17 protein-coding genes are annotated in these 24,083 nt (G+C 57.8%); 7 read left to right on the top strand and 10 right to left on the bottom strand.

Features of this window, described 5'->3' with window-relative positions; all coding sequences use genetic code 11:
- The first annotated feature begins 16 nt into the window (after positions 1-16).
- Entirely contained in the window at positions 17-2,464 is a 2,448-nt protein-coding gene (gene glgP, locus B498_RS02480; protein ID WP_008503064.1) for a glycogen phosphorylase, read from the top strand.
- Between the two features lie 86 nt (positions 2,465-2,550).
- On the opposite strand, the gene glpD is transcribed toward glgP, so the two are convergent.
- On the bottom strand, positions 2,551-4,059 hold the full coding sequence (gene glpD / locus B498_RS02485) for a glycerol-3-phosphate dehydrogenase (RefSeq protein ID WP_008503063.1): 1,509 nt from the start codon (positions 4,057-4,059) through the stop codon (positions 2,551-2,553).
- Positions 4,060-4,247: 188 nt separating this feature from the next.
- On the opposite strand from glpD, the gene glpE reads away from it, so the two are divergent.
- The 3 genes from glpE to B498_RS02500 are packed head-to-tail and all read left to right on the top strand — an operon-like array spanning position 4,248 to position 6,233.
- The gene (gene glpE / locus B498_RS02490; protein ID WP_008503062.1) at positions 4,248-4,580 is read left to right on the top strand and encodes a thiosulfate sulfurtransferase GlpE; all 333 of its coding nucleotides are present in this window, start codon (positions 4,248-4,250) and stop codon (positions 4,578-4,580) included.
- 47 nt (positions 4,581-4,627) lie between these two features.
- The gene (gene glpG, locus B498_RS02495) at positions 4,628-5,458 is read left to right on the top strand and encodes a rhomboid family intramembrane serine protease GlpG (RefSeq protein ID WP_008503061.1); all 831 of its coding nucleotides are present in this window, start codon (positions 4,628-4,630) and stop codon (positions 5,456-5,458) included.
- A gap of 16 nt (positions 5,459-5,474) precedes the next feature.
- Entirely contained in the window at positions 5,475-6,233 is a 759-nt protein-coding gene (locus B498_RS02500) for a DeoR/GlpR family transcriptional regulator (protein WP_008503060.1), read from the top strand.
- An 85-nt stretch (positions 6,234-6,318) separates the two neighbouring features.
- Here B498_RS02500 and malT read toward each other — a convergent pair whose 3' ends face one another.
- Positions 6,319-9,024: an HTH-type transcriptional regulator MalT gene (gene malT, locus B498_RS02505; RefSeq protein ID WP_008503059.1), complete on the bottom strand. Its 2,706-nt coding sequence runs from the start codon at positions 9,022-9,024 to the stop codon at positions 6,319-6,321.
- Positions 9,025-9,611: 587 nt separating this feature from the next.
- Here malT and malP point away from each other — a divergent pair.
- Both malP and malQ read left to right on the top strand, forming a co-directional pair.
- Positions 9,612-12,005, top strand: a complete 2,394-nt coding sequence (gene malP, locus B498_RS02510; RefSeq protein ID WP_008503058.1) for a maltodextrin phosphorylase — start codon at positions 9,612-9,614, stop codon at positions 12,003-12,005.
- Positions 12,006-12,014: 9 nt separating this feature from the next.
- Positions 12,015-14,093 (top strand): 4-alpha-glucanotransferase, encoded by a 2,079-nt coding sequence (malQ, locus tag B498_RS02515; RefSeq protein WP_008503057.1) that lies wholly within the window; start codon positions 12,015-12,017, stop codon positions 14,091-14,093.
- Positions 14,094-14,180: 87 nt separating this feature from the next.
- Here malQ and gntT read toward each other — a convergent pair whose 3' ends face one another.
- The 3 genes from gntT to gntX all read right to left on the bottom strand — a co-directional run bounded on the left by gntT (position 14,181) and on the right by gntX (position 17,134).
- Positions 14,181-15,497 carry a gluconate transporter gene (gene gntT, locus B498_RS02520; RefSeq protein WP_008503056.1) on the bottom strand — a complete coding sequence of 439 codons (1,317 nt, stop codon included), beginning with the start codon at positions 15,495-15,497 and terminating at the stop codon, positions 14,181-14,183.
- A gap of 316 nt (positions 15,498-15,813) precedes the next feature.
- The gene (gene nfuA / locus B498_RS02525) at positions 15,814-16,389 is read right to left on the bottom strand and encodes a Fe-S biogenesis protein NfuA (protein ID WP_008503055.1); all 576 of its coding nucleotides are present in this window, start codon (positions 16,387-16,389) and stop codon (positions 15,814-15,816) included.
- Positions 16,390-16,450: 61 nt separating this feature from the next.
- Positions 16,451-17,134 carry a DNA utilization protein GntX gene (gene gntX / locus B498_RS02530; RefSeq protein WP_008503054.1) on the bottom strand — a complete coding sequence of 228 codons (684 nt, stop codon included), beginning with the start codon at positions 17,132-17,134 and terminating at the stop codon, positions 16,451-16,453.
- A gap of 35 nt (positions 17,135-17,169) precedes the next feature.
- On the opposite strand from gntX, the gene bioH reads away from it, so the two are divergent.
- Complete coding sequence (gene bioH, locus B498_RS02535) at positions 17,170-17,952, top strand: pimeloyl-ACP methyl ester esterase BioH (RefSeq protein WP_008503053.1); 783 nt, start codon at positions 17,170-17,172, stop codon at positions 17,950-17,952.
- On the opposite strand, the gene feoC is transcribed toward bioH, so the two are convergent.
- The 5 genes from feoC to greB all read right to left on the bottom strand — a co-directional run bounded on the left by feoC (position 17,924) and on the right by greB (position 23,952).
- Positions 17,924-18,163, bottom strand: coding sequence for a [Fe-S]-dependent transcriptional repressor FeoC (gene feoC, locus B498_RS02540; protein ID WP_008503052.1), 240 nt, complete (start codon positions 18,161-18,163; stop codon positions 17,924-17,926). The two genes, bioH and feoC, sit on opposite strands and share 29 nt — an antisense overlap.
- 12 nt (positions 18,164-18,175) lie before the next feature.
- The gene (gene feoB / locus B498_RS02545; RefSeq protein ID WP_008503051.1) at positions 18,176-20,494 is read right to left on the bottom strand and encodes a Fe(2+) transporter permease subunit FeoB; all 2,319 of its coding nucleotides are present in this window, start codon (positions 20,492-20,494) and stop codon (positions 18,176-18,178) included.
- A gap of 30 nt (positions 20,495-20,524) precedes the next feature.
- Positions 20,525-20,752 (bottom strand): ferrous iron transporter A, encoded by a 228-nt coding sequence (gene feoA, locus B498_RS02550; protein ID WP_008503050.1) that lies wholly within the window; start codon positions 20,750-20,752, stop codon positions 20,525-20,527.
- Between the two features lie 307 nt (positions 20,753-21,059).
- Positions 21,060-23,390: a Tex family protein gene (locus B498_RS02555; protein WP_008503049.1), complete on the bottom strand. Its 2,331-nt coding sequence runs from the start codon at positions 23,388-23,390 to the stop codon at positions 21,060-21,062.
- 88 nt (positions 23,391-23,478) lie between these two features.
- Positions 23,479-23,952, bottom strand: a complete 474-nt coding sequence (gene greB, locus B498_RS02560) for a transcription elongation factor GreB (RefSeq protein WP_008503048.1) — start codon at positions 23,950-23,952, stop codon at positions 23,479-23,481.
- Positions 23,953-24,083: the final 131 nt, after the last annotated feature.

The following is a 24,083-nucleotide window of genomic DNA, read 5'->3' as shown; positions in this document are numbered from 1 at the left end:
AGGCGAAGTTACTGATATGAACGCTCCATTTAGCTACTCTTCACCCACGCTCAGCGTTGAGGCGTTAAAGCACTCCATCGCCTACAAGCTGATGTTCACCATCGGGAAAGATCCGGTTATTGCCAACAAGCACGAGTGGCTGAACGCCACCCTGTTTGCGGTGCGCGACCGCTTAGTTGAACGCTGGCTACGCTCAAACCGCGCCCAGCTCTCGCAGGAGACGCGTCAGGTTTACTATCTGTCGATGGAATTTTTGATTGGCCGCACGCTGTCCAATGCGCTGTTGTCGCTCGGTATTTATGACGACGTCAAAACCGCACTGGAAGAGATGGGGTTAGATTTAGAAGAACTGATCGACGAAGAGAACGACCCGGGCCTCGGTAACGGCGGTCTGGGACGTCTTGCCGCCTGCTTCCTCGACTCGCTGGCGACGCTGGCGCTGCCGGGCCGCGGCTACGGTATTCGCTACGATTACGGCATGTTCAAACAGAACATCGTTGACGGGCGCCAGAAAGAGTCCCCGGACTACTGGCTGGAGTACGGCAACCCGTGGGAGTTCAAGCGCCACAACACGCGCTACAAGGTGCGCTTTGGCGGGCGTATTCAGCAGGAAGGAAAAAAATCCCGCTGGGTGGAAACGGAAGAGATCCTGGCCGTGGCCTACGACCAGATCATCCCCGGCTACGACACCGATGCCACCAACACGCTGCGCCTGTGGAGCGCTCAGGCCAGTAGCGAAATTAACCTCGGTAAATTTAACCAGGGTGACTACTTCGCGGCGGTGGAGGATAAAAACCACTCCGAGAACGTGTCCCGCGTGCTGTACCCGGATGACTCGACCTACTCAGGCCGCGAGCTACGCCTGCGTCAGGAGTATTTCCTCGTTTCGGCGACCATTCAGGACATCCTCAGCCGCCACCATCAGCTGCACAAAACCTACGCCAACCTGGCGGAGAAAACCGCGATCCACCTTAATGACACCCACCCGGTGCTCTCCATTCCGGAGCTGATGCGCCTGCTGATCGACGAGCATAAGTTCAGCTGGGACGACGCCTTTGAGGTGACCTGCCAGGTGTTCTCGTACACCAACCACACGCTGATGAGCGAAGCGCTGGAGACGTGGCCGGTGGACATGCTCGGCAAAATCCTGCCGCGCCATCTGCAGATTATCTTTGAGATTAACGACTACTTCCTCAAGACGCTGCAGGAGCAGTATCCAAACGATACCGGCCTGCTGAGCCGCGCGTCCATCATTGATGAGTCGAACGGCCGCCGCGTGCGCATGGCCTGGCTGGCGGTTGTCATCAGCCACAAGGTCAACGGCGTGTCAGAGCTCCACTCGAACCTGATGGTGCAGTCGCTGTTTGCGGACTTCGCGAAGATCTTCCCGACGCGGTTCTGCAACGTGACCAACGGCGTCACCCCGCGCCGCTGGCTGGCGCTGGCTAACCAGCCGCTCTCTGAGGTGCTGGACGAGAATATCGGCCGCACCTGGCGTACCGATTTGAGCCAGCTGAGCGAGCTGGAACAGCATATTGATTTCCCGACGGTGAACAAAGCCGTGCGCGAAGCCAAGCTGCTGAACAAAAAGCGTCTGGCGGTCTGGCTGGCGATGCACCTGAACGTGGTGGCAAACCCGAAAGCGCTGTTCGACGTTCAGATCAAACGCATCCACGAATACAAGCGTCAGCTGATGAACGTGCTGCACGTGATCACCCATTACAACCGCATTAAGGCCGACCCGACGGCCGAATGGGTGCCGCGCGTGAAGATCTTCGCCGGTAAGGCGGCGTCGGCCTACTACATGGCGAAGCATATTATTCATCTCATCAACGACGTGGCGAAGGTGGTTAACCAGGATCCGGACATTGGCGACAAGCTGAAGGTGGTGTTCATTCCGAACTACAGCGTCAGCCTGGCGCAGCTGATCATCCCGGCGGCGGATCTCTCTGAGCAGATTTCCACGGCGGGGACGGAGGCATCCGGCACCAGTAACATGAAGTTTGCCCTTAACGGCGCGCTGACCATCGGCACGCTGGACGGGGCGAACGTCGAGATGCTGGAGCACGTGGGCGAAGAGAATATCTTTATCTTCGGTAATACGACGGAAGAGGTAGAGGCGCTGCGCAGGAAAGGCTACTCCCCGCGTCAGTATTACGAAGAGGATGAAGAGTTACGTCAGGTGCTGACGCAGATTGCAACCGGCGTGTTTAGCCCTGATGAACCGAGCCGCTACCGCGATCTGGTGGATTCGCTGATTAACTTTGGCGATCACTACCAGGTGCTGGCGGATTACCGCAGCTACGTCGACTGTCAGGATAAGGTGGACGAACTGTATCGCCAGCCTGAGAAGTGGACCAGCGCCGCGATGTACAACATCGCCAATATGGGCTATTTCTCGTCAGACAGGACCATCAAGGAGTATGCCGAGACGATCTGGCATATTGATCCGGTGAGGTTGTAAAAACAAAGCCGGGTGGCGCTGCGCTTACCGGGCCTACGGGATCGAGTAGGCCGGGTAAGGCGGAGCCGCCACCCGGCTTTTTTGTATTAGGACGCCAGCGACAGCTCACGTTTCGCCGCATGTTGCAGCAACCACTGCGCCACGCGAGACTGCTGTTCGGCGTTGAGCCACATCCCTTCTTTGGTACGGCGCCAGATAGCATCATCCAGACGACGCACCCACTCGTGCTCAACCAGATAACGCAGCTCGGCTTCGTACAGCTCGTGGCCGAAATGCTCGCCCAGATCGGCAATCTCTTTTGCATCACCCAGGATCAGCTCGGTATTGCTGCCGTAGGTGCGGGCATAGTGGCGCGCCATCCCTTCAGTGATGAACGGGAAGCGACGGCGCAGCTTCGCGGCGTAATCATCGCGGTTATCGCCGATATCACCGCCGGGCAGTACCGCGCCTTTGGTCCATGCCGGGCCAATGCCTTTATAGTACGGCGCCAGTTTTTCCAGCGCGTGCTCGGCCAGCTTGCGGTAGGTGGTGAGCTTACCGCCAAATACGGAGAGCAGCGGCGCCTGGCCGTCAACGTCGTGAATATCGAGCGTATAGTCGCGGGTAATGGCCTGCGGTGAATCAGACTCGTCATCGCACAGCGGACGCACGCCGGAGTAGGTCCAGACCACGTCGTCGCGCGACAGCTGTTTCTTAAAGTGCGCGTTATACACTTTAAGCAGGTAGTTCACTTCGCTCTCGTCGATCTCGACGTTCTTCGGATCGCCTTTGTACTCCACGTCGGTGGTACCGATGATCGAGAATTCGTCCATCCACGGGATGACGAACACGATGCGCTTGTCTTCGTTCTGCAGAATGTACGCCTGCTTCTGGGTATGCACGCGCGGCACCACAATGTGGCTGCCTTTGATCAGGCGGATGCCGTACGGGGAAGGCAGATGCATGCCCTCGTCAAAGAACTGTTTCACCCACGGGCCGGTGGCGTTCACCAGGCCGCGCGCTTTCCAGCTGAATTTCTCGCCGGTATCGATATCTTCCGCCTCGACAATCCACAGGCCGTTTTCACGACGGGCAGCGGTCGCGCGGGTGCGGGTTTTCACCTCGCCGCCTTTCTTCTCAACCATCTGCGCGTTCGCCAGCACCAGGCGCGCATCGTCCACCCAGCAGTCGGAATATTCGAATCCGCGCACGATTTCTGGCTTAAGGACCGATTCTGAGCCAAAACGCAACCCTTTCGAACCCGGGAGGCTGGTGCGTTTACCCAGATGATCGTACATAAACAGACCAATGCGGATCATCCACGCCGGACGCAGATGCGGGCGATGGGGCAGGCGGAAGCGCATCGGAATCGCCAGATGCGGGGCCATTTTCAGCAGCACTTCACGTTCGGCCAGCGCTTCACTGACCAGGCGGAATTCGTAGTGTTCCAGGTAGCGCAGGCCACCGTGAATCAGTTTGGAGCTGGCGGACGACGTCGCGCAGGCGAGATCGTTAGCTTCCAGCATCAGTACGGATAAACCGCGTCCTGCGGCATCGACCGCAATACCGGCACCGTTGATGCCACCGCCTATCACAATCAGATCTTTGGTTTCCATAACACCCTCATGCACTTTCGTTAAAGCTCAGAAATGTTCGATATCGCTCATAATAGCAAAGGAACGCGCTTTTGGTAACATCAAAAAAACAATTTAGAGTGATATGGATAACATAATGGCGTTTACCCGCCGCCAGGACGTACACTACGGGGTAAAATCTTGTCGTTGACCACTGTTAAGAGAACACCATGGATCAGTTTGAATGTATTAACGTAGAAGAAGCCCACCAGAAGATGCACCAGGGAAAAGCGGTGCTGGTGGACATCCGCGATCCGCAGAGTTTTGCGATGGGCCATACGCCGGGCGCGTTTCATCTTACCAACGACACGCTGGGCGCGTTTATGCGCGATAACGACTTCGACACGCCGGTGATGGTCATGTGCTACCACGGCAACAGCAGCAAAGGCGCGGCGCAGTATCTGCTTCAGCAGGGTTACGACGCGGTTTACAGCGTCGACGGCGGTTTCGATGCCTGGCATCGTCATTTCCCGGCGGAAGTGGAATACGCGTTTGAGCGCTGATCCCGCTATACTGTCCCCTTTTGTGTGGAAATAAGCGACCGCTGCCCATGTTGATGATCACCTCTTTTACCAACCCGCGCGTCGCCCAGGCGTTTGTCGACTATATGGCGACGCAGGGCGTTATTCTTACTATTCAGCAACATACGCAGACCGACGTCTGGCTGGCCGATGAGAGCCAGGCCGGGCGGGTAAACGAGGAGCTGGCGCGTTTTCTTGAGAACCCTGGCGACCCGCGCTATCTCGCGGCCAGCTGGCAATCCGGACAGACCGGCAGCGGATTGCACTACAGCCGCTTTCCCTTCCTTGCCACCCTTCGCGAGCGCGCGGGCCCGTTTACGCTGCTGCTGATGGCGGCCTGCATCATCGTCTTTATTATCATGAACGTGGTCGGCGACCAGAGCGTGATGATTGCCCTGGCGTGGCCCTATGATCCGTCGCTTGAGTTTGAGGTATGGCGCTACTTTAGCCACGCGCTGATGCACTTCTCGGTGATGCATATCCTCTTTAACCTGCTCTGGTGGTGGTATCTCGGCGGTGCCGTTGAAAAGCGTCTGGGCAGCGGCAAGCTGATCGTTATCACCATCATCAGCGCCCTGTTGAGCGGCTACGTACAGCACAAGTTCAGCGGCCCGTGGTTTGGCGGGCTGTCGGGTGTCGTCTATGCCCTGATGGGCTACGTCTGGCTTCGCGGGGAGCGCGATCCGCAAAGCGGCATCTATCTGCAACGCGGATTGATAACCTTTGCGTTAATATGGCTAATTGCCGGATGGTTTGATCTGTTTGGTATGTCTATCGCCAACGGTGCGCACGTCGCCGGGCTGGCCGTGGGGCTGGCGATGGCCATTGCCGACACGCTCCATGCGCGAAAACGAACATAATTCTCAGGGATAATTGATGAAACAAACACAACGTCATGACGCCATTATCGAACTGGTAAAAAAACAGGGATACGTCAGCACCGAAGAGCTGGTGGAGCAGTTTGCCGTCAGCCCACAAACCATCCGTCGTGACCTGAACGACCTGGCCGATCAGAACCGCATCCTTCGCCACCACGGCGGCGCGGCGCTGCCGTCCAGCTCGGTCAACACCTCCTGGCACGACCGAAAAGCGACGCAGACGGCGGAGAAAGAGCGCATTGCCCGCAAGGTCGCCAGCCAGATCCCGAACGGGGCGACGCTGTTTATTGATATCGGCACCACGCCGGAAGCGGTCGCCCATGCGCTGCTGGATCACGAGAACCTGCGCGTGGTCACCAACAACCTGAACGTGGCCAACACCCTGATGCAGAAAGACGATTTCCGCATCATCCTCGCGGGCGGCGAGCTGCGCAGCCGCGACGGCGGGATTATCGGTGAAGCGACCCTCGACTTTATCTCTCAGTTCCGCCTCGACTTCGGCATTCTGGGCATCAGCGGCATCGACAGCGACGGTTCGCTGCTGGAGTTTGATTACCACGAGGTGCGCACCAAGCGCGCGATCATTGAAAACTCACGCCACGTGATGCTGGTGGTGGACCATTCGAAGTTTGGCCGTAACGCGATGGTGAACATGGGCAGCATCAGCATGGTGGATGCGGTCTATACCGACGTGATGCCGCCAGCGGGCGTGATGCAGGTAATTAAAGATAATAATTTGCAGCTGGAACTGTGCTAACGGTTGTGTCGGGTGGCGCTGCGCTTACCCGACCTACAAATTGTTTTCCCTCTCCCTGTGGGAGAGGGCATCAGACCGCACAAAACTAAACGCCGTACCCCATCATCTTCAACAGCTGCTGCGCATGCTGCACCGCATCCTGTCGATGCGCCACGCCCAGCTTCTGGTACAGGTTGCGGATATGCGTTTTGATGGTGGTCGCCGCCACCGCCAGCTCGCCGGCAATCTGCTCGTTGCTGTAGCCTGAATAGATCAGCCCCAGAACCTGCCATTCGCGCTGGGTAAGCGGACTGGTGCGGATAAGCTCCGGCACTTCCGGGTGGTTCAGAAGACGTTCAACGAAGTTCTCATCGAAATGCGCAAACTTGTGGCGATGATGCTGGTTAATCTCGCGCAGAATGCGCTGGGCGCGATGCTGATCCAGCTCCGGCAGCGTGTTGAGCTGAATGAGCTGACGCAGCTGCTGGGCCATCACTTCCCCTTCAATCACAAAGTGGCTGATAAACCCGGTGCGGTTTGCCAGCTGTAGCGCCTCCAGCAGCACGCGCTGGGCATCGTTTTTACGGCCCGCCTGCCAGTAGAGCTGGTTTTGCAGCAGCAGGTTGCGGTTCAGGTCGCTCATCAGGCGCAGGCTGCGCGCGTTTTCGTTCAGCTCTTCCAGCACAATCTCTGCGGGCTCTAATTCACCGAGCAGGATCTGCGCGCGGGCAATGTTGCGCCACTGGCTCTGCAGGAAGTGGTTGTTGGCAAATTCCGGTTTTGGCGTCTGACGCAGCCAGTTGGCGGCGGATTTTTTATCGCCGGTCATCTGCCAGTAAATCACCCGGACCTTGTCGGCGTTTGACACCCAGTCGCTATGATACTGGCCGTTGCCGAGCAGGTTTTCCAGGCGGTTAAGATGGTTGCGGGCGTTATCGAGATCGCCGCGCGCCAGCGAGCACTGCACCAGCAGCGCCAGGCACTGCAGCTGCTGCTGAGGCTGGAAACTGGAAAGAACATCCACACCCTGGCGGGCGCAGCTTTCTGCTTCATCCAGACGCGACCATGCCCACAGTAATTGAGCGCGAATACGCAACAGGAACTCGTGCATCGGCAGCTGTTCCAGATGCTGCTCGCGAATCAGCTGGAACGCTTTCTCCTGGTTTTCCCAGGCGGCCTGCAGGAACCCCTGCGCGAATAAAATCTCGCTCTGCTGGATCAGGCTCCACAGCGCGTAGTGCCAGACATCATGACGACGCGCCATCTGTTCGGTTTGCTGCATCAGTGAAAGCGAGCGCGTGAGGTCGCCCTTGCAGTGCAGTACTTCGCCGTGTACGGAGGTCGCCACGATGCGGCTGTAGAAGTTGGCCAGCGGCAGTTCATCCAGCGCGACCATCGCCAGCCGTTCCGCTTCGTCCGGGTCGCCATCGTTAATGGCCACCTGAGCGCGCAGCGCGTTGAACTCGCCGTGCAGGGTGGTATCCATCTCGCTTTCCATCTCCTGCTCGGCGCGTGCCAGCAGGGTGTTCACTTCGCTGTAGCGATGCTGGCTCTGCATCAGCCAGGCCTGCAGCAGCACCAGACGCGGATTCTCCAGCAGGCTTTCCCACGGCAGGGCTTTGAGTGACTCTTCCAGCAGGGTCAGCTCGCTGTGGTTAAACAGGCCCCACGCGTGATTGAGGAGGATATCGCGCAGCATGCTGGCATCCCCGGCGGCGAGCGCGTGGTGGATGGCCTCGCTTGGGAAGCCCTGTGCCATCCAGCTTTCGGCAGCGGCGCGGTGGATCTCCGGCAGTTCAACCGCCAGCTCCCACTGACAGCGCTGGCGCAGGAAGCTACCAAACAGCGGATGATAGCTAAACCACTCGCCGGGATCGTCCATGCGCGTCAGGAAAAGGCCCTGACGTTCAATCTCTTCGAGCTGAAGCTGACCGTTTTCACAGCCCGTCACCCGCACGATCAGCGCATCGTTCATGGAGCGCAGCAGCGAGCTTTTCAGCAGGAAATTACGCGTCGAGGGATCGACGCTGTCCAGCACCTCATCCACCAGGTAATCAGAGAGGTGGCTGGCGTTGATGCCGGCCAGACGGCGCGCTGACTGGTGTGCCGGACTGTTGTTTTGCCGGGCAGAGAGGGCAATCAGCTGCAGCGCCGTTGCCCAGCCCGCGACGTCATCACACAGACGGCTGCTTTCGGCGGCCTCAATCGGTGAGTTCAGGCGGCAGTCGAAGAACTGTTTCGCTTCCTGGTGGGTAAAAGCAAGCTGTTGGCTACCCACTTCCAGAAGCTGATCGCGCACGCGCAGGTTGGCAATACCCAACTGCGGCAGGTTGCGTGACAGCACCACTAACGTCAGGTTTTCCGGCTGATGGCGCAGGAAGAAACGCATCGATTCATGAATCACCGGGTTAGTGATGAGATGGTAATCATCAATCACCACGTAAAGCGGGCGATGCCATTCAGCCAGTTCGATAAACAGCTGAGAGAAAAGGGAGGACAGGCTGGCGTACTGGCGCTTTTGCACCATCACCTCACTGGCGACGCAGTGTCCATGGGTGGCTTGCTGTATGGCGGCAATCAGATAGCTGGCAAAACGTTCTTGCTGGTTATCGCCCTCATCAAGGGAGTACCAGCCAAGATCGCTCTTACCTGCGGCCCATTGCGAGATGAGCGTTGTTTTTCCATAACCTGCAGGGCTCGTAACCAGCGCCAGTCGGAAATTATGCGCGCCGGAAAGTTTAGCCAACAGACGCTCGCGGACCACTGTATGGTCAAGACGAACCGGGCGACTTAATTTAGACGGAATCAACATAGGTTTCACTTCACTGTGGGGAACGAGAGATTTTATTTTTTTGCGCTTCGTAATTAATACGATATAAGGTCGGTCAGAAAGAGAACTATTGCAAGTTATGTCTGGATTTGGTGGCTCTGAATTTGCACTCTGTCACAAAACATTCAGGCAGATGATGGAACTTTCTGGAAAGGGCTTTAATGCCGCGTCAATGCTGGCTTGTATGGTTGTGCTGCGGCTGCGCTGAAACTGGTTTCAGGAAGGGATAGTGACGTCAAATTTAATAAAGTGTGGGTAAAGTTCAGCGAGAATAATACCTTTCATCGTCATGACATCCTGTTGCAAAAATATTATTCCAGGTAAGTAATTATTTCGGCAGGGTTTAATTTCATCCGAAACTGCATTTCATTTCTTTGACATTCTCCTCGGTTACTTTTTTATCTTCCGGGCACACTCGAACTATGCTCTGAGAGTGGCCTTGATCACACTTTTCTGCTCATCCCCGCTACTCCTCCCTGTCTAATCCCCTACGGGAGGAGGAAGAGGTGAAATGAGCCAGGCACACTAGCGCCAACTTGTGTTTTCTTTCTAAAGGATGCCGATCCCCTATGTCACAGCCTACCTTCAACAAAGCTCAATTCCAGGCTGCCCTGACGCGTCAGTGGCAGCGTTTTGGCCTTCATGCTGCAAACGAGATGACGCCTCACCAGTGGTGGCAGGCAGTGAGCGGTGCGCTCGCAGAGCAGCTGGATGCTCAACCTCTGGCAAAACCGGCAAACGGGCAGCGCCATGTAAACTACATTTCAATGGAGTTCCTGATTGGCCGTCTGACGGGCAACAACCTGTTGAACCTCGGCTGGTATCAGGAGGTTGGTGACGTTCTTAAAGAACACGACATTAACCTGACCGATCTGCTGGAAGAAGAGATTGACCCGGCGCTGGGCAACGGTGGCCTGGGTCGTCTGGCGGCCTGTTTCCTGGATTCCATGGCGACCGTCGGCCAGTCGGCGATTGGTTACGGTCTGAACTACCAGTACGGCCTGTTCCGTCAGTCCTTCGCTGACGGCCATCAGATGGAAGCGCCGGACGACTGGCATCGCAATACCTACCCGTGGTTCCGCCATAACGCGCAGCTGGACGTGCAGGTTGGCATTGGCGGGAAAGTGACGAAGCAAGGCCTCTGGGAGCCTGCGTTCACCATTACCGGCGAAGCCTGGGATCTGCCGGTGCTTGGCTACCGTAACGGCGTGGCGCAGCCGCTGCGTCTGTGGCAGGCGAAGCACGCCCATCCGTTTAACCTGACCAAATTTAACGACGGCGATTTCCTGCGTGCCGAGCAGCAGGGCATCGACGCCGAGAAGCTGACCAAAGTCCTCTACCCGAACGACAACCACCTGGCCGGTAAAAAGCTGCGCCTGATGCAGCAGTACTTCCAGTGCGCCTGCTCCGTGGCGGACATTCTGCGTCGCCATCACCTGGCGGGCCGCAAGCTGGCGCAGCTGCCGGACTTCGAAGTCATTCAGCTCAACGACACGCACCCGACCATTGCCATCCCGGAACTGCTGCGCGTGCTGATTGACGAGCATCAGCTGAGCTGGGACGACGCCTGGTCCATCACCAGCCGTACCTTTGCCTACACCAACCACACCCTGATGCCAGAAGCGCTTGAGTGCTGGGATGAGAAGCTGGTGAAAGCGCTGCTGCCGCGCCACATGCAGATCATCAACAAGATTAACGACCAGTTTAAAACCCTGGTGGATAAAACCTGGCCGGGCAACAAAGCGGTCTGGGCGAAGCTGGCGGTGGTTCACGATAAGCAGGTACGCATGGCGAACATGTGCGTAGTGAGCGGCTTTGCGGTGAACGGCGTGGCGGCGCTGCACTCGGATCTGGTGGTCAAAGATCTGTTCCCGGAATACCACCAGCTGTGGCCGACCAAATTCCACAACGTGACCAACGGCATTACGCCGCGTCGCTGGATCAAGCAGTGCAACCCGCTGCTGGCTGGCCTGCTGGACAAGACCCTCAAGAAAGAGTGGGCCAACGATCTGGACCAGCTCATCAACCTGGAAAAATACGCTGACGACGCGAAATTCCGCGAACAGTACCGCGCGATCAAGCTGGAGAACAAAGTTCGCCTGGCGGCGTTCGTGAAAGCGCGCACCGGGATTGAGATCAACCCGAATGCGATTTTCGATATCCAGATCAAACGCCTGCACGAGTACAAACGTCAGCACCTGAACCTGCTGCACATTCTGGCGCTGTACAAAGAGATCCGCGAGAACCCGCAGGCTGACCGCGTGCCGCGCGTGTTCCTGTTCGGCGCGAAGGCGGCGCCGGGCTACTACCTGGCGAAAAACATTATCCTCGCCATCAATAAAGTGGCGGAGGCGATCAACAGCGATCCGAACGTGGGCGACAAGCTGAAGGTGGTATTCCTGCCGGATTACTGCGTCTCGGCGGCTGAAATGCTGATCCCGGCGGCGGATATCTCCGAGCAGATCTCAACCGCAGGAAAAGAAGCCTCCGGTACCGGCAACATGAAGCTGGCGCTGAACGGCGCGCTGACCGTCGGCACGCTGGACGGGGCGAACGTCGAAATCGCCGAGAAGGTGGGCGAAGAGAATATCTTTATCTTCGGCCACACCGTGGAAGAGGTGAAAGCCATCAAGGCCAAAGGCTACGACCCGGTGAAATGGCGTAAGAAAGACAAAGTGCTGGACGCGGTGCTGAAGGAGCTGGAGAGCGGCAAATACAGCGACGGCGACAAGCACGCGTTTGACCAGATGCTGCACAGCATGGACAAACACGGCGGTGACCCGTATCTGGTGATGGCGGACTTCACGGCCTACGTTGAAGCGCAAAAACAGGTCGACGTGCTGTATCGCGACCAGGAAGCGTGGACCCGCGCGTGCATCCTGAACACCGCGCGCTGCGGCATGTTCAGCTCTGACCGCTCAATCCGTGATTATCAGGCCCGTATCTGGCAGGCAAAACGCTAAGGAAGCGCGATGGAGAGTAAACGTCTGGACAGTGCCGCGCAGGCGGCGGGAATTAGCCTCAGTTACATTAATGCTCACGGCAAACCACAGTCTATTGGCGCCGACACCAAAAGACGTTTGCTGGATGCCATGCACAAAACCGACGCGAAAGCGTCGGCTGCGCCGGTGCCGAACGTGAAGGTATTCACCGCAGGTAAAAAGATGCCGCTCGCGGTGGAAGGGCGCGGCGAGTTTAGCTGGCTGCTCACGACCGAAGAGGGGCATCAGCACAAAGGCCACGCCACCGGCGGCAAAACCCTTAACCTTCCGGCGAAGCTGCCGGAGGGCTACCACACCCTGACGCTCACCCAGGACGATCGGCGTTTCCACTGCCGGGTGATCGTCGCGCCAAAACGCTGCTACGAGCCGCAGGCGCTGCTCGAAGGGAAAAAGCTGTGGGGCGCCTGCGTGCAGCTCTACACGCTGCGCTCCGACAGCAACTGGGGGATCGGTGATTTTGGCGATCTGAAGAACATGCTGGCATCCGTGGGCGAGCGCGGCGGCGCGTTTATCGGCCTCAACCCGATCCACGCCCTCTATCCGGCCAACCCGGAGAGTGCCAGCCCGTACAGCCCGTCCTCCCGTCGCTGGCTGAACGTGATTTATATCGACGTTAACGCCTTAGATGACTTCAAAAACAGCAAAGAGGCGCAGGCCTGGTGGAAACTCAGTACCACGCAGCAGGCGCTGAAGCAGGCGCGCGAAGCCGACTGGGTGGATTATTCCACCGTCACGGCGCTGAAAATGGCCGCGCTGCGTCTGGCGTGGAAAGGCTTTTCGCAGCGCGATGACGAGCAGATGGCGGCGTTCCGCCAGTTCGTGACGCAGGAGGGCGAGAGCCTGTACTGGCAGGCGGCGTTCGATGCGCTGCACGCGTATCAGGTGAAAGAGGACGAAATGCGCTGGGGCTGGCCGGTCTGGCCTGAAGCGTATCAATCCGTCGACACGCCGGAAGTGAAAGCGTTCTGTAAAAAATATGCCGATGAAGTGGACTTCTACCTGTGGCTGCAGTGGCTGGCGTACAGCCAGTTTGCCGCCTGCTGGCAGGTGAGCCAGGGCTATAAAATGCCGATTGGCCTGTACCGCGATCTGGCCGTCGGTGTGGCAGAGGGCGGCGCGGAAACCTGGTGCGACCGTGAACTCTACTGCCTGAAGGCCTCCGTCGGCGCGCCACCGGATATCCTGGGGCCGCTCGGCCAGAACTGGGGCTTACCGCCGATGGATCCACACGTCATGGCGGCGCGCGCCTACGAGCCGTTTATCGACCTGCTGCGCGCCAACATGCAGAACTGCGGGGCGCTGCGTATCGACCACGTGATGTCCGTGCTGCGCCTGTGGTGGATCCCGTACGGTGAAACGGCGGATCACGGGGCATACGTGCAGTATCCGGTTGACGATCTGCTGTCGATCCTGGCCCTGGAAAGCAAGCGTCACCAGTGCATGGTGATCGGTGAAGATCTCGGTACCGTGCCGGTGGAGATTGTCAGCAAGCTCCGCGACAGCGGCGTCTACTCCTATAAAGTGCTCTATTTTGAAAACGACCATGAGAAAACCTTCCGCGCGCCGCAAGCGTACCCTGAACAGTCAATGGCAGTCGCGACGACGCATGACCTTCCTACGCTTCGTGGCTATTGGGAAAGCGGCGATCTGACCCTTGGCAAAACGCTGGGCCTGTATCCTGACGAAGAGGTGTTACGCGGTCTTTATCAGGATCGCGAGCTCTCCAAGCAGGGGCTGCTGGATGCGCTGCATAAGCATGGCTGTCTGCCGAAGCGCGCCGGGCATAAAGCGTCGCTGATGGCGATGACTGCGACACTCAACCGCGGTTTGCAGCGCTATATTGCCGACAGCAACAGTGCGCTGCTGGGCCTGCAGCCGGAAGACTGGATTGATATGGCGGAGCCGGTGAACATTCCGGGTACCAGCTATCAGTACAAGAACTGGCGTCGCAAGCTGTCCACCACGCTTGAGGCGATGTTTGCCGATGACGGGGTGAACAGGCTGATCAAGGATTTGGATAAGCGGCGAAAAGCTGCTGGTAAGAAGTGATAAAAAACCCGCCAGTGGCGGGTTTTTTATTATCAGGTGGTGCTCATGTAGGTCGGGTAAGGCGTAGCCGCCACCCGACTTAGGGCATCAGACCACCATATTCAGCAGCAGCACCCCGACCAGACCGCACACCGAAATAATGGTTTCCAGCGCGGACCAGGACTTGATGGTTTCACCGATCGTCAGGTTGAAGTACTCCTTGAACAGCCAGAAGCCCGGATCGTTTACGTGAGAGAAAATCACGCTACCGGAACCGACGGCGATAACCATCAGCTCAGGGCTCACGCCCGTGGTGGCAATCAGCGGCGCAACGATGCCGCCTGCGGTGATCGCTGCAACGGTCGCAGAACCCAGCGCAATACGCAGAACCGCGGCAATAGACCAGGCCATCAGGAGCGGCGACACGTTGGTTTCATGCATCATGGCAGCGATGTATTTGTCCACGCCGCTGTCGACCAGAACCTGTTTGAACGCACCGCCACCGCCGATGATCAGCAGCATCATGGCAATGATTTTGATGGAAGAGGTCAGCGTGTCGTTGATCTGATCCATGGAGCGGCCGCGGTTCAGACCGAAAGTGAACATCGCGATCAGCACGGCAATCAGCGTTGCCATCACCGGGTCACCCAGGAATTCTGCAACGGACAGGAACGCATGACCTTTTGGCAGAACCATCTCTGCCACGGCGCGCATCGCCATCAGGATCACCGGTACCAGAGAGGTCCAGACGCTGACGCCAAAGCCAGGCATCTCTTCTTCGGTGAAGGTTTTGGCGCTGTACAGACCTTCCGGAATCGGCTTATCAATGCCTTTCAGGAAGCGGGCATAAATCGGGCCTGCCAGAATCACCGTTGGGATCGCCAGAATCGTACCGAACAGCAGGGTTTTACCCATGTCGGCGTGGAAGATGGTCGCGATAGCGGTTGGGCCCGGGTGCGGCGGCAGGAAGCCGTGGGTCACGGACAGCGCCGCGGCCATTGGCACACCGACATACAGCAGCGGGATGCTCGCGGCAGCCGCAATGGTGAACACCAGCGGCAGCATCAGCACGAAGCCTACTTCATAGAACAGCGCGAAACCAACGGTAAAGCCGGTTAACACCACTGCCCACTGAATGTTCTTCTTACCAAATTTGTCGATAAGCGTGGTAGCAATACGCTGCGCGCCACCGCAGTCCGCCAGCATTTTACCGAGCATGGCGCCGAAGCCCATGATCAGCGCCAGGCTGCCGAGCGTGCCGCCGACACCGGCTTTAATCGAGCTGATAACTTTTACCAGCGGCATCCCCTGCATCAGACCGACTGCAAGTGCCACCAGAACCAGAGCGATAAATCCGTTCATTTTGAAGCGGATCATCAAGAGCAGTAATAACACAACACCGATAGCAACGATGACTAATGGCATGATTTACCTGGCCTTTGAATTGTTATGGGTAACGTCATTGTTTCAACGACAAATTCCGGTTGTCCCAACTGGGAACAGAGAAGTAACGGCACTAATACTGATGCCTTTTAAACGATTAAGTTTAGTCGGCTGTTATGAGTGTGCTTAGTGCCCATGAGAATGATACGGGTAACATGGCGTGATTGAGAATCACCCTGGAAGGCAAAATGTGAATTATGAGACGCAGGTCAACATATAGAGGGGAGCGAAGAGGGGGAGCAGGGTTTTGTAGGCCCGGTAAGCGCAGCGCCACCGGGCAATACAGACGGGCAATGAATCAGTAGTAAGAGTGCTCGCCGCGCTGGTGTTCGGTCAGGTCACGCACGCCTTTCAGTTCCGGGAACTCGTTCAGCAGCTGCTTCTCGATCCCTTCTTTCAGGGTGACATCGACCATTGAACAGCCGTTACAGCCGCCGCCAAACTGCAGAATGGCAAAACCTTCGTCGGTGATTTCCATCAGGGAAACACGACCGCCATGGCCAGCCAGCTGCGGGTTAATCTGGGATTGCAGCAGATACTCAACGCGCTCCATCAGCGGGGCATCGTCAGACACTTTACGCATTTTCGCGTTCGGCGCTTTCAGGGTCAGCTGAGAACCCAGCTGATCGGTGACGAAGTCGATCTCCGCATCTTCAAGATACGGTGCGCTCAGCTCATCAACATAGGCGGTGAGCTGTTCAAATTTAAGGGCAGTGTCGGTGGCTTCCACGGCGTCCGGAGGACAATAAGAAACACCACATTCTGCATTCGGCGTGCCTGGATTGATCACAAACACACGGATCTGCGTCCCTTCTTCCTGATTTGCCAGCAGTTTGGCAAAGTGCGCTTGTGCAGAATCGGAAATACGGATCATAGCTTTGGCCTAATAGTTGACTAAATTACCTGGGTATAATCATACGCCCATTGAAGAAGGGCTACAAGGTACGGCACAGACACCATACCTGAACCGACGCGGCGCCGCTTTGCAAAAGCAGTCGGGAAAGTTCAGCAACGGTACTGCCTGTGGTGACGACATCATCCACAATCGCGATATGGAGACCGTCGACCGGCAATTCAAGGCGAAAGGCATTTTTGAGGTTTCTTTTGCGAAGCCGGGCGCTGAGCTGATGCTGGATGGCGGTGGCATGAACACGCGTCAGCGCGCGGGCATCATACTGACAGCCAAGCCACCGGGCGAGGGGACGGCAGATCAGGTCACTCTGGTTATAGCCCCGCCGCCAGTGCCGACGTCGGTACAGGGGGACATTCACCAACCTGTCGATTTTCGGCAGTGCACGGTGGCGCCGCGCCTGCAAAACCGCCAGCAGTAGCAGTCGCGCAAGGGGCTGTGCCAGTGAACTTTGACCAGAAAACTTCAGCGCGTGAATCAGCCTGCTCAGCGGCGGAACATAATTATCCACCGCCACCAGCGCGCTCCACGGCGGGGATTTTTTCAGGCACCGGCCACAGGGCAAAGAGGGATTTGTGGCCGGTAAACCACATTGTGGACAGATCCCGATACGCCATTGCAGCGATCGCGTACAGACGGAGCAGATGCCCCACCTGCTGAGTGCCAGCGGCATTCGGCATAGCCAGCACAACCCAGGTACTGTTAGCATGTGCAACCTCCATGTGAAAAAGAGAACAGTAACTGATGAAGACGCTGTGGTGGCAGACCGTCGGAACGGGAAATTGCCATCTTGTGCTGCTGCACGGATGGGGACTGAATGCTGAAGTGTGGCGTTGCGTAAGCGAGGAACTTGCCTCGCAATTTACGCTGCATCTGGTGGATTTGCCGGGTTATGGCCGCAGCCGCGGCTTTGGCGCGATGTCGCTTGATGAGATGGCGCAGCAGGTTCTGGACGCCGCGCCGCAAAACGCTGTCTGGCTGGGCTGGAGCCTGGGCGGGCTGGTGGCAAGCAAGATTGCGCTGGATAACCCCGGGCGCGTAAGCGCGCTGGTTACCGTTGCCTCGTCACCCTGCTTTAGCGCGCAGGACGCGTGGCCGGGGATCAAGCCTGAAGTGCTGGCAGGGTTCCAGCAGCAGCTAAGCGACGATTTCCAGCGGACGGTGGAGCGTTTTCTCGCGCTGCAGACGATGGGTACAGAAACCGCGCGTCAGGACGCGCGCACGCTGAAGCAGACCGTGCTGTCGCTGCCGATGCCTGACGTTGAGGTGCTTAACGGGGGGCTTGAGATACTCAAGACGATCGATCTGCGTGAACCGCTGGCGTCGCTGGCGCTTCCGCACCTGCGTATGTATGGCTATCTGGACGGACTGGTTCCGCGTAAGGTGGTTCCACTGCTGGATAACCTGTGGCCGGAAAGCCAATCAATGGTGGTTGCTAAAGCGGCACACGCGCCATTTATTTCACATCCTGGCGAGTTTTGTTCGGCGCTGTCCGCCTTTATTCGCGCAGTGCCCACCACTCCCTGAGGCAGGCTTTTCCTTCCGGGCAATGTTTACAGCTGCCGGACAGACAACCGTCCGGCTCTTCCTGAATGCGCACCGCTTTCCCCATGGCTTCCAGTCTTTCCAGCATGGCGTCGATCATCGGCTGCGGTGTATGCAGGCTGAGGCTCAGCTGTTTCGCCTCCATTCGCCCCTGCAGTGCCAGCAGGTCACGAACCTGAATCAACGATGCCATGGGGCGTGCTCCTTAGTGACAGTCGCCTGCCGGGCTGTTGCAGCAGGTCGCCGCGGTTTTACGGTTTGCCAGCAGGTCGATGTCGACGCGGCTGCGTGCCCGCCGCAGCAGGCCGAGAACGATCACGTTAAACAGCACAACCGCGAGAATGCAGACCAGGCTGTAGCGCGGGTGCTGGCTGAAATTGACGGTTTGATAAAACAGCGTCGCCAGCGAATACGCGATGTTTAATCCCCACAGGATGGAGAAGCCCATCCAGCCGCGGCTGGACTCGCGGGCAATCGCCCCCATCACGGAGATGCATGGAATATAGAGCAGAACGAAGATGAGGTAGCTGTAGGCCGCGGACGCGCTGCCAAACTTCTCGCCCATCACGCCCATGGCACCGGTCGCCATCTCGCCGTCGCCTTTGCTCGCCTCAATCGGGTTCGCCAGCACGCTCAGGCTGAAGGTGTCCTTCAGGCTTTGCCAGGTTTCCTCTACGGCACCCAGCAGTTCGTCACCGAGGTGAAACTCCGCCGGGTTAAATTCCTGCTCCTGAATGTTCTCGGCGGTGTAGAGCGTGTTCAGGGTACCGACAACCACCTCTTTTGCCATCGCGCCGGTAAACAGCCCGACGGTTGCCTGCCAGTTATCCTCATGCACGCCAATTGGTTTGAAGACCGGCGTGATGACGCGGCTGACGGAGGCGAGGGCAGAGTCGTTAATGTTATCCGCTGCCTGTCCACTCAGGGTAAAGCTGTTCAGCGCGCTCAGGAAAACGCTGACGATGACAATCACCTTACCGGCGCGCAGGACGAAGCCTTTCAGGCGCTGCCAGGTCTGGATCGCCAGGCTTTTCAGATGGGGGACGTGGTACACCGGCAGCTCCATCACGAACGGTGACGCTTCACCGCGCATGATGGTGTGTTTCAGCATTAAGCCGGTCAGGATCGCCATCACGATGCCCAGGACATACAGCGAGAAGACCGCCAGCGCGCCCTGCTGGCCAAAGAAGGCTGCCGCAAAGACCGCAAAGATCGCCAGTCGGGCACCGCAGGACATAAACGGCGCCATCATGATGGTCATCAGACGCTCGCGCGGTGCATCCAGCGTGCGTGCGCCCATCACCGACGGCACGTTACAGCCGAAGCCGACGATCAGCGGGACGAAGGATTTGCCCGGCAGGCCCAGCGCCTGCATCAGACGATCCATCACGAACGCCGCGCGCGCCATGTAGCCGGAATCTTCCAGGAACGAGAGGAACAGGTACATCATGCCGATCTGCGGCACCAGCGGCAGAACGGTATTGATACCGCCGCCGATCCCCTGCGCGAGGAAGATGGTGAGCCATTCCGGGAAGTGCAGGGTGTAACCCACCCACTGGATCCCGTGCACGAAGACCGCGACGGAACCGGCGTCAAAAATCGGCTGCAGTGCGCCACCGATGTTAATGGCGAGCAGGAACATCACGTACATCACCAGCAGGAAGATGGGCAAACCGAGGAAGCGGTTAAGCACAATCTTATCCACTGCCGCCGTAAAGCGGCTGGGTTCTGCCGTCAGCGCGTTACTGACCACGTCGCAAATCGAGGCGATGGCCTGGTAACGGGCATCGGCGATGTGCAGCGCCGGGTCGTCCAGCTCGTCGCTAAGACGGGCCACCGTTACGTCCAGCTTATCGGCCGCATGCCCGGCGTAAGCGCGGCTGTAGATATCCCCTTCCAGCATCTGCAGGCCAAGCCACAGACGCTGTTTCGCAGGCATAGCGTTATCCATCTCCTGCGCCAGCACGTTGGCTTCACGCAGGAGAGGCTGTGCGTAATGCACCAGCTCAACGTCGCGATTTCCCGCGTGACGGTCAATGGCCAGCTTCAGCGCATCAATACCGCGCGCGCGCGTCGAGACCAGCGGAACGACCGGGCACCCCAGGCGCGCGGAGAGGGCATCGACGTCGATGCGCAGCTTTTGTTTCTCTGCGATATCGAGCATGTTGAGCGCCACGATGCAGGGGATACCCAGCTCCAGCAGCTGCAGCGTCAGATAAAGGTTACGCTCGAGGTTTGAGGCGTCGACCACGTTGATCAGCAGGTCCGCGTCACCGCTAAGAATATAGTGGCAGGCAATCTGCTCATCGAGCGAGGTTTGCGACGAAATGGTGGTTAAGGAGTAGGTGCCGGGAAGGTCAACCAGCGTCACCTGGTTGTCTGTCGTCGTGAACTGGCCCTCTTTACGTTCAACCGTCACGCCCGCCCAGTTGCCCACGCGCTGGCGAGCCCCGGTCAGCTGGTTAAAAAGCGTGGTCTTGCCGGAATTAGGATTGCCAATTAAGCCAATAGTTAACTTTTTCATTTTTTTAGACTCACTGAAACCGCTGGCTTGTTATCGGGATAAGGCTTCGACTTCTATTAACGCGAGGTCTTTTTTACGCAGGACCAGATTCACGCGTCGGGTTTCGATATGAACCGGATCGCCTAACGGCGCCACGCGTACGACCTGGAATGACGAGCCGGGCAGCATGCCCAGCGACAGCAGCTTCTGCCGATAGGCCGGGCTAATTTCGCGGGTAAAACCGGTAATCTTCCATGCACTGTCTGGAGTGAATTGCATAACGCCTGATTCCACGAAAGGTTAAATTATCTACTATGCGATGATAATGAGAATAGTTTTTATCAGCAATATTAAAACTGTGACGGAATGTTGTTTGCGATATTAATTTACGGCCTTTTTGACCTTGCTCAATATTTGCTGAAATGCCGGGAAAACGAAAAGCGGAGTATTTGTTAACGGGGTGATAATTCGCGGTTTAAATATGGCTACTTAATTCCCTGCGGCCTGCTTGCCGGGCGGCACTGCGTTTGCCCGGCCAACAAAACCGTAGGCCCGGTAAGCGCAGCGCTACCGGGCATTTATGACCTTAGCGTTTTTTACCCATCGCGGCCGCCAGCGCATCCATCATCGCGCTGTTGCCTGCAGGCTGGGCGTCACGTCCACGCGGTTTTGCCGCTTTCGCGGCCGGACGCTGCTGCTCGCGGCCCCCGCCATTGCCGCCGCGGCGCGCGTCGGTGTCACCCGGCTGCTCGTCCAGACGCATGGTCAGCGCGATACGCTTGCGCTGCAGGTCCACTTCCAGCACTTTGACCTTCACGATGTCGCCCGCTTTGACCACGGTGTGCGGGTCTTCAACGAACTTGTCGGCAAGGGATGAGATATGGACCAGGCCATCCTGATGCACGCCGATATCCACGAACGCGCCAAAGTTGGTGACGTTAGTCACCGCACCTTCCAGCACCATGCCTGGCAGCAGGTCGTTCATGGTCTCGATACCGTCAGCAAAGGTCGCGGTTTTGAACTCAGGACGCGGATCGCGGCCCGGTTTTTCCAGCTCTTTGATAATGTCGGTAACGGTTGGCACACCAAATTTGTCGTCGGTGAAATCGACGGCTTTCAGGTTGCGCAGGGCGCTGCTGTCGCCCATGAGATCTTTCAGCGCCTGCTGGGTAGCGGCCAGGATGCGTTCCACCACCGGATACGCTTCCGGGTGAACGGTGGAGGCATCGAGCGGGTTATCGCCGTGGTTGATGCGCAGGAAGCCCGCACACTGCTCAAACGCTTTTGGCCCCAGACGGCTTACCTTCAGCAACTGCTGACGGTTCTGGAACTGGCCGTTCTCGTCGCGCCAGGCGACGATGTTCTGCGCCATCATGCGGGTTAAGCCCGCCACGCGGGTCAGCAGAGGAACGGAGGCGGTGTTCAGGTCAACGCCAACGGCGTTTACGCAGTCTTCCACGACCGCATCCAGCTTGCGCGCCAGCTGAGTCTGGCTCACATCGTGCTGATACTGGCCCACGCCGATCGATTTCGGATCGATCTTCACCAGTTCCGCCAGCGGATCCTGCAGACGGCGAGCGATCGAGACTGCACCGCGCAGGGAAACGTCCAGGTCCGGGAACTCCTGTGCCGCCAGCTCGGACGCGGAGTAGACGGATGCCCCGGCCTCACTGACGATCACTTTCTGTGCCGTCACTTTCGGGAACTGCTTCTGCACGTCGAGATAGAAACGCTCGGTTTCGCGGGACGCCGTACCGTTGCCGATGGCGACCAGCTCGACGTTGTATTTTTCGCACAGCGCCGCCACCACGACGGCCGCTTTCGCTGCCTGGCCGGTGTGCGGATAGATGGTGTCGGTGGCGACCAGCTTGCCGGTGCCGTCAACGACAGCGACTTTTACACCGGTACGCAGACCCGGATCGAGACCCATGGTCGCGCGCAGGCCTGCAGGGGCGGCCATCAGCAGGTCGTGCAGGTTGCGGGCGAAGACGTTAATCGCTTCATCTTCGGCACGTTCGCGCACGGTGCCCATCAGCTCGGTTTCGAGGTGCATCAGCACCTTGATGCGCCAGGTCCAGCTCACCACGCCTTTACGCCAGCTATCAGCCGGGGCGTTGTTCAGGCGCAGGCCGAGATGGTCGATGATGATTTGCTCGCAGTGGCTCTCTTTCGGCGGCTCGTCAAACTGCGGGTCGGCGTTCAGGGAGAGTTGCAGCACGCCTTCGTTGCGGCCGCGGAACATTGCCAGCGCGCGGTGGGAAGGGGTGGTGGAAATCGGTTCGTGGTGATCGAAGTAGTCGCGGAATTTCGCGCCTTCTTCCTCTTTACCCGCGACGACGGTAGAGACGATGTGGGCGTTCTTCCACAGGTAATCACGCACTTTGGCGAGCAGGGCAGCGTCTTCGGCGAAGCGCTCCATCAGAATATAGCGCGCGCCGTCGAGGGCGGCCTTGGTGTCCGCTACGCCTTTGTCGGCGTCGATGAATCTCGCCGCTTCGGTATCCGGATCGTGGGACGGTTCGTTCCACAGCAGGTCGGCCAGCGGCTCAAGACCCGCTTCAATCGCAATCTGTCCGCGCGTACGGCGCTTCGGCTTGTACGGCAGATAGAGGTCTTCGAGTTCGGTTTTGCTCAGGGTGCCATTGATGGCGCTTTCCAGTTCGCTGGTCAGCTTGCCCTGTTCGCCGATGGATTTGAGGATCGCCTGACGACGTTCTTCCAGTTCGCGCAGATAACCGAGACGGGTTTCCAGGTTACGCAGCTGCGTGTCATCCAGACCGCCGGTGACTTCCTTACGATAGCGTGCAATAAACGGCACGGTGTTCCCTTCATCAAGCAGGCGAACGGCAGCTTCTACCTGTTCGGCTCTGGCCTGAAGTTCACCCGCAATAATGCGGCAGAGCGAATCTTTCATCATGGCTTTATCATCTGTTGAGTCGAAAAAATCAGGGGATAGTTATACGGGCTGACACGGCAAAATGCCAGCCGGGGAGGGCGCTCTCGGACTATTTTACGTAGACGATCTCATTAACGTACCAGCTGGCTTCACCGGCTGGGGTCTGCACGACGGCCAGATCGCCCACTTCCTTTTTCAGCAGCGCGCGGGCCATCGGCGAGTCGATGGAGATGTAATCCTTACGACCAAAAATTTCATCGTAGCCTACAATGCGAAAGCGCAGGGTGTCACCGTCGTCGTTTTCAATCTCCACCCACGCGCCGAAGAACACTTTGCCCTCCTGCTGCGGGGAGTAATCGACAATTTTTAGATTTTCGAGGCATTTCGTCAGATAGCGTACCCGGCGGTCAATTTCGCGCAGCCGCTTCTTGTTGTACTGGTAGTCAGCGTTTTCGCTGCGATCGCCCAGGCTCGCGGCCCAGGTCACTTTTTTGGTTACCTCAGGACGCTCTTCGCGCCAGAGGAAATCCATCTCTTTTTTGAGTTTCTCGTACCCTTCGCGGGTGATCAGGGGCGTTTTCATGGTGCTGCCTTTGCTGCCGGTTCTCTGTTTTGCGCACAATACGTACCACACAGTGTAACAGACAGGATTAATAATGATTTATGTGATGAAATGAACAGATAAGCTGCTGTTAAATATGCTTTGTAACAATT

It is taken from the genome of Enterobacter sp. SST3 (assembly GCF_000286655.1).
GTDB classification, from domain to species: Bacteria; Pseudomonadota; Gammaproteobacteria; order Enterobacterales; family Enterobacteriaceae; genus Enterobacter; species Enterobacter roggenkampii.
Note: the sequence above shows the minus strand (reverse complement) of the source record. Positions and strands in the feature narration are given on the sequence as shown.

What these genes read in the sequence shown, in the direction of transcription:
- glgP (WP_008503064.1), top strand. Translation starts at nt 17, where the DNA reads ATGAACGCTCCATTTAGCTACTCTTCACCCACGCTCAGCGTTGAGGCG.
- glpD (WP_008503063.1), bottom strand. Translation starts at nt 4,059, where the DNA reads ATGGAAACCAAAGATCTGATTGTGATAGGCGGTGGCATCAACGGTGCC.
- glpE (WP_008503062.1), top strand. Translation starts at nt 4,248, where the DNA reads ATGGATCAGTTTGAATGTATTAACGTAGAAGAAGCCCACCAGAAGATG.
- glpG (WP_008503061.1), top strand. Translation starts at nt 4,628, where the DNA reads ATGTTGATGATCACCTCTTTTACCAACCCGCGCGTCGCCCAGGCGTTT.
- B498_RS02500 (WP_008503060.1), top strand. Translation starts at nt 5,475, where the DNA reads ATGAAACAAACACAACGTCATGACGCCATTATCGAACTGGTAAAAAAA.
- malT (WP_008503059.1), bottom strand. Translation starts at nt 9,024, where the DNA reads ATGTTGATTCCGTCTAAATTAAGTCGCCCGGTTCGTCTTGACCATACA.
- malP (WP_008503058.1), top strand. Translation starts at nt 9,612, where the DNA reads ATGTCACAGCCTACCTTCAACAAAGCTCAATTCCAGGCTGCCCTGACG.
- malQ (WP_008503057.1), top strand. Translation starts at nt 12,015, where the DNA reads ATGGAGAGTAAACGTCTGGACAGTGCCGCGCAGGCGGCGGGAATTAGC.
- gntT (WP_008503056.1), bottom strand. Translation starts at nt 15,497, where the DNA reads ATGCCATTAGTCATCGTTGCTATCGGTGTTGTGTTATTACTGCTCTTG.
- nfuA (WP_008503055.1), bottom strand. Translation starts at nt 16,389, where the DNA reads ATGATCCGTATTTCCGATTCTGCACAAGCGCACTTTGCCAAACTGCTG.
- gntX (WP_008503054.1), bottom strand. Translation starts at nt 17,134, where the DNA reads ATGCTAACAGTACCTGGGTTGTGCTGGCTATGCCGAATGCCGCTGGCA.
- bioH (WP_008503053.1), top strand. Translation starts at nt 17,170, where the DNA reads ATGAAGACGCTGTGGTGGCAGACCGTCGGAACGGGAAATTGCCATCTT.
- feoC (WP_008503052.1), bottom strand. Translation starts at nt 18,163, where the DNA reads ATGGCATCGTTGATTCAGGTTCGTGACCTGCTGGCACTGCAGGGGCGA.
- feoB (WP_008503051.1), bottom strand. Translation starts at nt 20,494, where the DNA reads ATGAAAAAGTTAACTATTGGCTTAATTGGCAATCCTAATTCCGGCAAG.
- feoA (WP_008503050.1), bottom strand. Translation starts at nt 20,752, where the DNA reads ATGCAATTCACTCCAGACAGTGCATGGAAGATTACCGGTTTTACCCGC.
- B498_RS02555 (WP_008503049.1), bottom strand. Translation starts at nt 23,390, where the DNA reads ATGATGAAAGATTCGCTCTGCCGCATTATTGCGGGTGAACTTCAGGCC.
- greB (WP_008503048.1), bottom strand. Translation starts at nt 23,952, where the DNA reads ATGAAAACGCCCCTGATCACCCGCGAAGGGTACGAGAAACTCAAAAAA.